General features: G+C 64.0%; 5 protein-coding genes. 2 read left to right on the top strand and 3 right to left on the bottom strand.

The annotated features are described in order from the left end of the window. Together Y88_RS07930 and Y88_RS07925 are read right to left on the bottom strand one after the other, a co-directional pair. The coding region (locus Y88_RS07930) for an ArdC family protein (RefSeq protein WP_050805622.1) at positions 1–696 on the bottom strand (696 nt) is incomplete at its 3' end. A 103-nt stretch (positions 697–799) separates the two neighbouring features. Further along, on the bottom strand, positions 800–2,824 hold the full coding sequence (locus Y88_RS07925; RefSeq protein ID WP_008067971.1) for a ParB/RepB/Spo0J family partition protein: 2,025 nt from the start codon (positions 2,822–2,824) through the stop codon (positions 800–802). A 141-nt stretch (positions 2,825–2,965) separates the two neighbouring features. On the opposite strand from Y88_RS07925, the gene Y88_RS07920 reads away from it, so the two are divergent. Continuing rightward, positions 2,966–3,535 (top strand): hypothetical protein, encoded by a 570-nt coding sequence (locus tag Y88_RS07920; RefSeq protein ID WP_018076184.1) that lies wholly within the window; start codon positions 2,966–2,968, stop codon positions 3,533–3,535. After that, positions 3,504–3,686, top strand: coding sequence for a hypothetical protein (locus Y88_RS18895; RefSeq protein WP_008067967.1), 183 nt, complete (start codon positions 3,504–3,506; stop codon positions 3,684–3,686). Before Y88_RS07920 ends, Y88_RS18895 begins: the two co-directional genes overlap by 32 nt. A 26-nt stretch (positions 3,687–3,712) precedes the next feature. On the opposite strand, the gene Y88_RS07915 is transcribed toward Y88_RS18895, so the two are convergent. Next, positions 3,713–5,721: strawberry notch C-terminal domain-containing protein (locus tag Y88_RS07915; RefSeq protein ID WP_232280973.1), on the bottom strand; the 2,009-nt coding region annotated here is incomplete at its 5' end.

Raw genomic sequence — 5,721 nt, 5'->3', positions numbered from 1 at the left:
GGCGACTAGTTCCTCCCGCGCGCGAATGCTGCGTTCCTTGTGATAGTCGCGCAGCGTCTCACGGGCTAACCTGTCCACATGTCCACTCGCGTGGGTGACCTCATGTGCGAGTGTGGATACAAGGTCGAGGTCATGGTCGAAAGCCGTGCGCTCGGGCATGAAGACCTTGTCGATGTCGGGGCGATAATAGGCGTCGTGCAGACCATATTCGACCGGGGCGCCAAGCCCTTCGAGGAAAGCCAGCGCATCGGCGACCGAGGTACTGATCGGCCGGACCTCCTTCTCGGCGGCATCTTCGGCGCCGTCCACCTGATCGCGGTTGAAGACCACAAAGCTACGCGCAAAAAAGCGGGCGCGACTGTCGCCTTCACCGCCCGCTTCAGCGGCGGCATCGCCGCGCTCGACCTTCTTCCAGAGAATGACATGGGTGCCGTTCTCACCTTTGCGGACCTGGCCGCCATGGGCGCGCCACTGCTGATAGGTCGCCCAGATGCCCGAGGCGTAGCCGCAGGCATCGGCGGTGGCCCAGAGGACAAGCCGGTTGATTCCGGAATAGCGCCGGCCAGCCACGCTGGTAGGGCGCATGACAGGCGCGCCGGAATGATGCCAGGGCATCCGCCATTCGCCCGCGCCGGTTTCGATCGCGGCAACAAGCTGGGCAGTGACAGTGGCGTAGATGTCGTGACGGGGCTTCATGAGATGGTCTCCTCCTGATCCGAGCCTTGCTCGCAGGTTCGCCATCCTCCTCCCGCTCTGGCGCGGAAGAAGGATCGGTTTGGTAGCTGTTCGAGGTTGAGGGTCAGGCCGCTTGGCTGAGCGGGTCGTCGGCATCGTTCTGGTTGGCCGCGTCGAGCGGCAGGTCATCGGCCTCCTCATACCCGTCGTCGAGCGCCAGCCCGCCTTCGGCCAGAGCACCCGCAATGCCGTCAAAGCGCATCATATCGGGCACCCAAGCGAGCGCCTTGGCCTTGATCTCCGGCTCAATGATCGTGTCGCCCGAACACAGGCGCGCGGCAGCCGTCGCCAGTTCAGACTTCTTCGCCGCTGCATAGCGCAGGGCGATTTCGGGATCGAATCGCCCGAGGATGCTTAAGGTTTGCGCCTTCTTGATGCGATCGAAGAAGTTCTCGGCACCCGGCCGCCAGTGCTGGGCCATGTCGATGCCGATCTCGGCGCCCAAGCGGCTTTGGAAGGTGCAGGCGTGCGCGCCGCTGGCGAGGCTCGCCTTGAGGCTCTGGCTGACAGCATAGGCGAGCCAACCCGCCTTCACGCCATCGTCCAGCGACCGGAAGGCGAGGAAGGAGGCGAAGCTGTCTTCCTCGCTGGCCCAGTCATTGGGCAGGCTGGCGCGCTGCTGTTCGAGTTCGGTCACCGCCGCGCTGGCGGGAATGCCGGTCAGGCCCGAGGGCTCGTTGCGGTCGGTGATGCGGATGGTGCAGCCCGTGTCCGAATAGCCGAAATGGCCGGCGTGGTCGCGGGCCAGGCTGAAGATCGCCAGATCAAGCGCCAGCGCCGGATCATGGGCGATGTGGAGCGCCAGCACGTCGCGGCGATCCTTGGCCATCTGCTCTTCGAGCGAGCGTGGCAGGCTGGCCGAAGGCGCAGGTTCCTCGCCCTCAATCTCGGCCTCGCCCACGGGTTCGCCCGATGCAGATGGCCGCCGCGCGGGCTTGGCCGAGGTGTAATAGGTTTCGAGGAGGCGCGGCTGCCCATCCTTGCCGAGCACGAGGAACGTGCCAACGTTGGGCTTGTCCTCTTCGGGTATCAGCAGTTCGGTGTCGGCAAGCCGATCATGCTCGGTATCGAGCGAATTGTATTCCGCCTCCAGCGCTTCGACATCATCGCCTTCATCGGGCGCGTCGAGGATCTCGGCAATCTCGGCCATGCGGTCCGAGATTTCGTCCATGCGGGCCTGCGCTTCAGCGGAGGGCTCGGCCCGGCGCGGCCAATAGGCGCGGAGGTCCTTGGTCTCGTCATAGGTGACATGGGTTGCCAGTGTCGGCTTCACCCAGGCGAGCCTGGAACCGAGTTCAGCGACTTCAGCCTCATGCGCCAGCTTCTTTGCGGCGAGGTCCATGGCGAGATCGCCATCAAGCCACCGGCCTTCGCCCTCAGCGGCGAAAAGATCGCGCTCGATCCGGCCACCGCAGGCGACATATTCGGCCTCACCGAGAAACCGTGCGATGGGGTGATCGGCCGAGAGGCTTTCCTCAGCAATCGCGCGGCGGATCGCTTGGGGATTGTCGGCCTGCCAGCTCGTCGACAGGCGCTCCCAGGCTGCTGCCTGCCGTTCGAGGTCGCCGGTCGAGCCATAGGCCATGGCGACATCGAGCGTGATCTCTCCAGCGGCAAGCGCAGCGAAAATCGGCTCGGCCAGATCAGCGAGGCGCAGGCGGCCCTGAACATGGCGGACGGTGACGCCGAAGCGACGCGCCACAGCTTCGGCATCGGCGCCGCCATCGACAATATCGCGATAGGCCCGCGCCTCATCTGCTGGCGTCATGGCCTCGCGGATCAGGTTTTCCGCAAGGCTGATCTCGCGCGCGGCGGCATCCTCGTTCTCGCAAAGACGCACGTCAATCGCGTAATCCTTCGGCAGCACGCCGCGTTCAATCAGCAGGCCGATCGCGCGCCAGCGGCGGCCACCGGCGTGGACATCGTAGAGGGTCTTCTTTCCCGCCGAGGGGCTGACGATCAGCGGCTGCAACAGGCCGTGCTCGGCGATGCTGGCGGCCAAAGCCTCAAGGCCCGCGTCGCCATTGGCCTTGCGAACATTGCTCTCGGAAAGACGCAGCTTGGCGTGGGTCAGGGTGGTTGACTGCATGATGGGGTCTCCCGCGCTTGGGTCGAGAGGCCCGGATCATGGAGACGCTTTAGCCTCCAGGGGGCCTCGCCCCCATGGCTTTCCCCTTTTCTCCATTCCAAGATTGACGCGACATTTTCATCGACAGGAGGCGCCAGATGCTTGAAGCAACCAATCATGACTCAGTGGCGACCACAATTTGAAGCAGCGCTTGAAAAGCTGGCCGAGATCAGTTCGGCTATGGACGAATTAGATCTGAAGCCGCCGATCCTTGTTGGTGGAGGTGCGGTCGAACTCTACACCCAAGGCGCGGTGAACACTGGTGACTTTGATCTGGTTTCTACGCAGCAGACCGCGCTCGAGACCATCATGATGAAACATGGCTTCATAAGGCCCTGTGGTCCGGGCGTTTCCACGCGGGGCTGGATTCATCCGGATCTCAAATTGGGCTTCGAGGTCGTCGGCAGCCGATTACTTGATGGCTATGCCGATACAAGCCTTCTCCAGATGATTGAAGTCGAAGCTCACGGCACAGTGGCCGTGATTTCCGTTGAGGATCTGATTGCCGACCGCATGGGCCAGTACGCTTCTGGCGCGGCCCAGGACATGCTCGGACAGGCCAAAGCGTTATTCACTCTTTCTGAAGGCCTTGATCTCCATTATATGGAACGACGAATTCGCGAAGAAACGGCGCAGACCTATGGCGTTCAAGACCTTGAAGACGACGCGTGAGGCCATCAGCCTCACCACGCTTGGCAAGCGTATAGCCGAGCGTCGTCTCGTCGTGGGAGCTGTCGATGTGCCCCGCAATGAGGGCAAGCGGCGCACGCCTTCCAAGCAAGCCCTACTTGATGAGATTGCCAAGGCGGGCGGCCAGTGGTGACCAGCCACCGACCGTTTTGATACCTACTAAGCCGCCAACGCCTCCACGATTTCCCGAGCGCTGTTCACCGGCATAAACAGGCGGGTCTGATAGGCAATGATCTCGGTGAAGCAGCCTTTGGCCTTCCACGAAGGCAAAGCGCGCGGATCAAAGCCGATGACCTCAAGCCGCTGTTCGCCGTTGACGCGGGAACGCTTGAGGCTGGTGCCGGACAAGGCATCGATGGGCACAACCTTGCCGCCCAGCGCCGCATCGACCAGTTGCTCGGGCGTGAGCGCAATCCGATCACCGATGCCCAGCTTGTCGAGCAGCATGTTGACCGCCTCGGCGGGCACAATGCGTCCCAGCAAAGACCGGCCATCCTGAGTGACGAGGCGGCGGACCTGCGCCTCATCGCCCAGCAAATTCCAGATCGGCAGCAGGCGTCCGGTCGCGAGATAGAAGCGCTCGGTGTAGGGTTTGGCCGCCAGATCGTCGGCCTCAGTCTGCCAGGCCTGCTCGAAGACCGCACGCTCGCAATCATCCCAGTGGCTCTCGGCGAGTTCGTCGGCGGTAAGCCAGCTTCGCCCACCAGGCCGGTGCAGCGTGAAACTGGCCACCGGCGTGCCATCGTCCATCAGGCGCGTGCGATCTGGCATCTGCAACGCCACGCGCGACGAGCGGTTATTGCGCAGCAGCCGGGACTTGGAGCCAATGCGCTTCACGATCTCGGTCAGCGGTGTGAACTTGGGCGCCCATTGCGCTTCGAGGGTCAGAAGCTGGGTCGAGGCGCCATTGGCATCCTCGCGCAGGACCCGCTCCTCGATGATGGTCAGCTTGTCAGCGACTAGTGTCTCGACGCCGGCATCGAAGGTGCCTGCCTTGCGCGCCGCATCGATCCGCGCCTCGACCAGCCCCAGAAACTCGTCGAAGACGGCGTTCTGAAGCGCGATAGGCAGCGCCAGGATGCGGTTCAGCCAGCGTTGGATCGGCGGGAGATTGTCGGTGAGGCAGCCCTCCTGCTCAAGCTGGAGGCCGGTGCGCTCGCAGAAATCGGCAAAGCCAATGCTGGTGAGCTTGCCCTGATGGAGCAGGTGGTACCAGCGCGTCAGGGCCTCGCGGGCGTAATCGCTCTCGAGATTGTCAGCAGGATCGAACAGATTCTGACCGCCCGTCTGGCGCTGACCGCGTGTCAGCGCGCCAAGCGCATCGAGGCGGCGGGCGATGGTCGAGATGAAGCGCCGCTCGCCGCGGCAATCGGTGGTGACCGGGCGGAACACCGGCGCCGAGGCCTGATGGGTGCGATTGGTGCGGCCAAGTCCCTGGATGGCGCGATCCGCACGCCAGCCCGGCTCCAGCAGGAAGTGCATTCGGCGCTGCTGGTTCTTGGCATCAAGGCTGGCGTGGTAGGAACGCCCGGTGCCACCGGCATCCGAGAAAACAAGGATGCGCTTGGCACCGCCCATGAAGGCATTGGCATCGGCCAGCGACTGGTTGGCGGTGCGCGATTCAAGCCGCTGGCTGCCGTCTGGCGAGGTCACCAGGCGGCGCGTGCGGCCGGTGATCTCGGCCACGGCATCAGTGCCGAAGCGCGAGATGATGGCATCGAGCGCAGGGACGATCGGCGGCAGTGCGCCCAGCAGTTCCAGCGTTTCGGCCTTGATCCGCAGGGCTTCCTGCGAATGCACCGGATTGCCCGCCTCATCGACCATCGGGCGCGAACGCTCATTGCCATCCTCATCCCAGTAGCTTTCCATGGCGCGGGTCGGAAACGCATTGTCGAGATAGTCCGCCACGATCTCGCGGGGCGAGAGGTCGAGCTGGATCTCGGCACGGTCCTCGGCAGAGAGGTCGGCCAGGCGCCGGTCGAGCAATGCCTCGGCGGTCGAGACCAGTTGGATGACGACGCTGTGGTCGGTGGCCAGCGCTTCCTCGATGGCGGGGAGCAGCGAGGGCAGCTTCATGGAGAGCAGAAGCTGGCCGAAGAAGCGCTGCTTCGAGCTCTCGAAGCGCGAGCGCGCCGCCGACAGCGCCTGACCGTTGAGGGTCTTGCCCT

Origin of the sequence: Novosphingobium nitrogenifigens DSM 19370 (assembly GCF_000192575.1) — a bacterium.
In the GTDB taxonomy this organism is placed as follows: domain Bacteria; phylum Pseudomonadota; class Alphaproteobacteria; order Sphingomonadales; family Sphingomonadaceae; genus Novosphingobium; species Novosphingobium nitrogenifigens.
The sequence above is the reverse complement of the archived record's forward strand: the minus strand, read 5'-3'. Positions and strand labels throughout refer to the sequence as shown.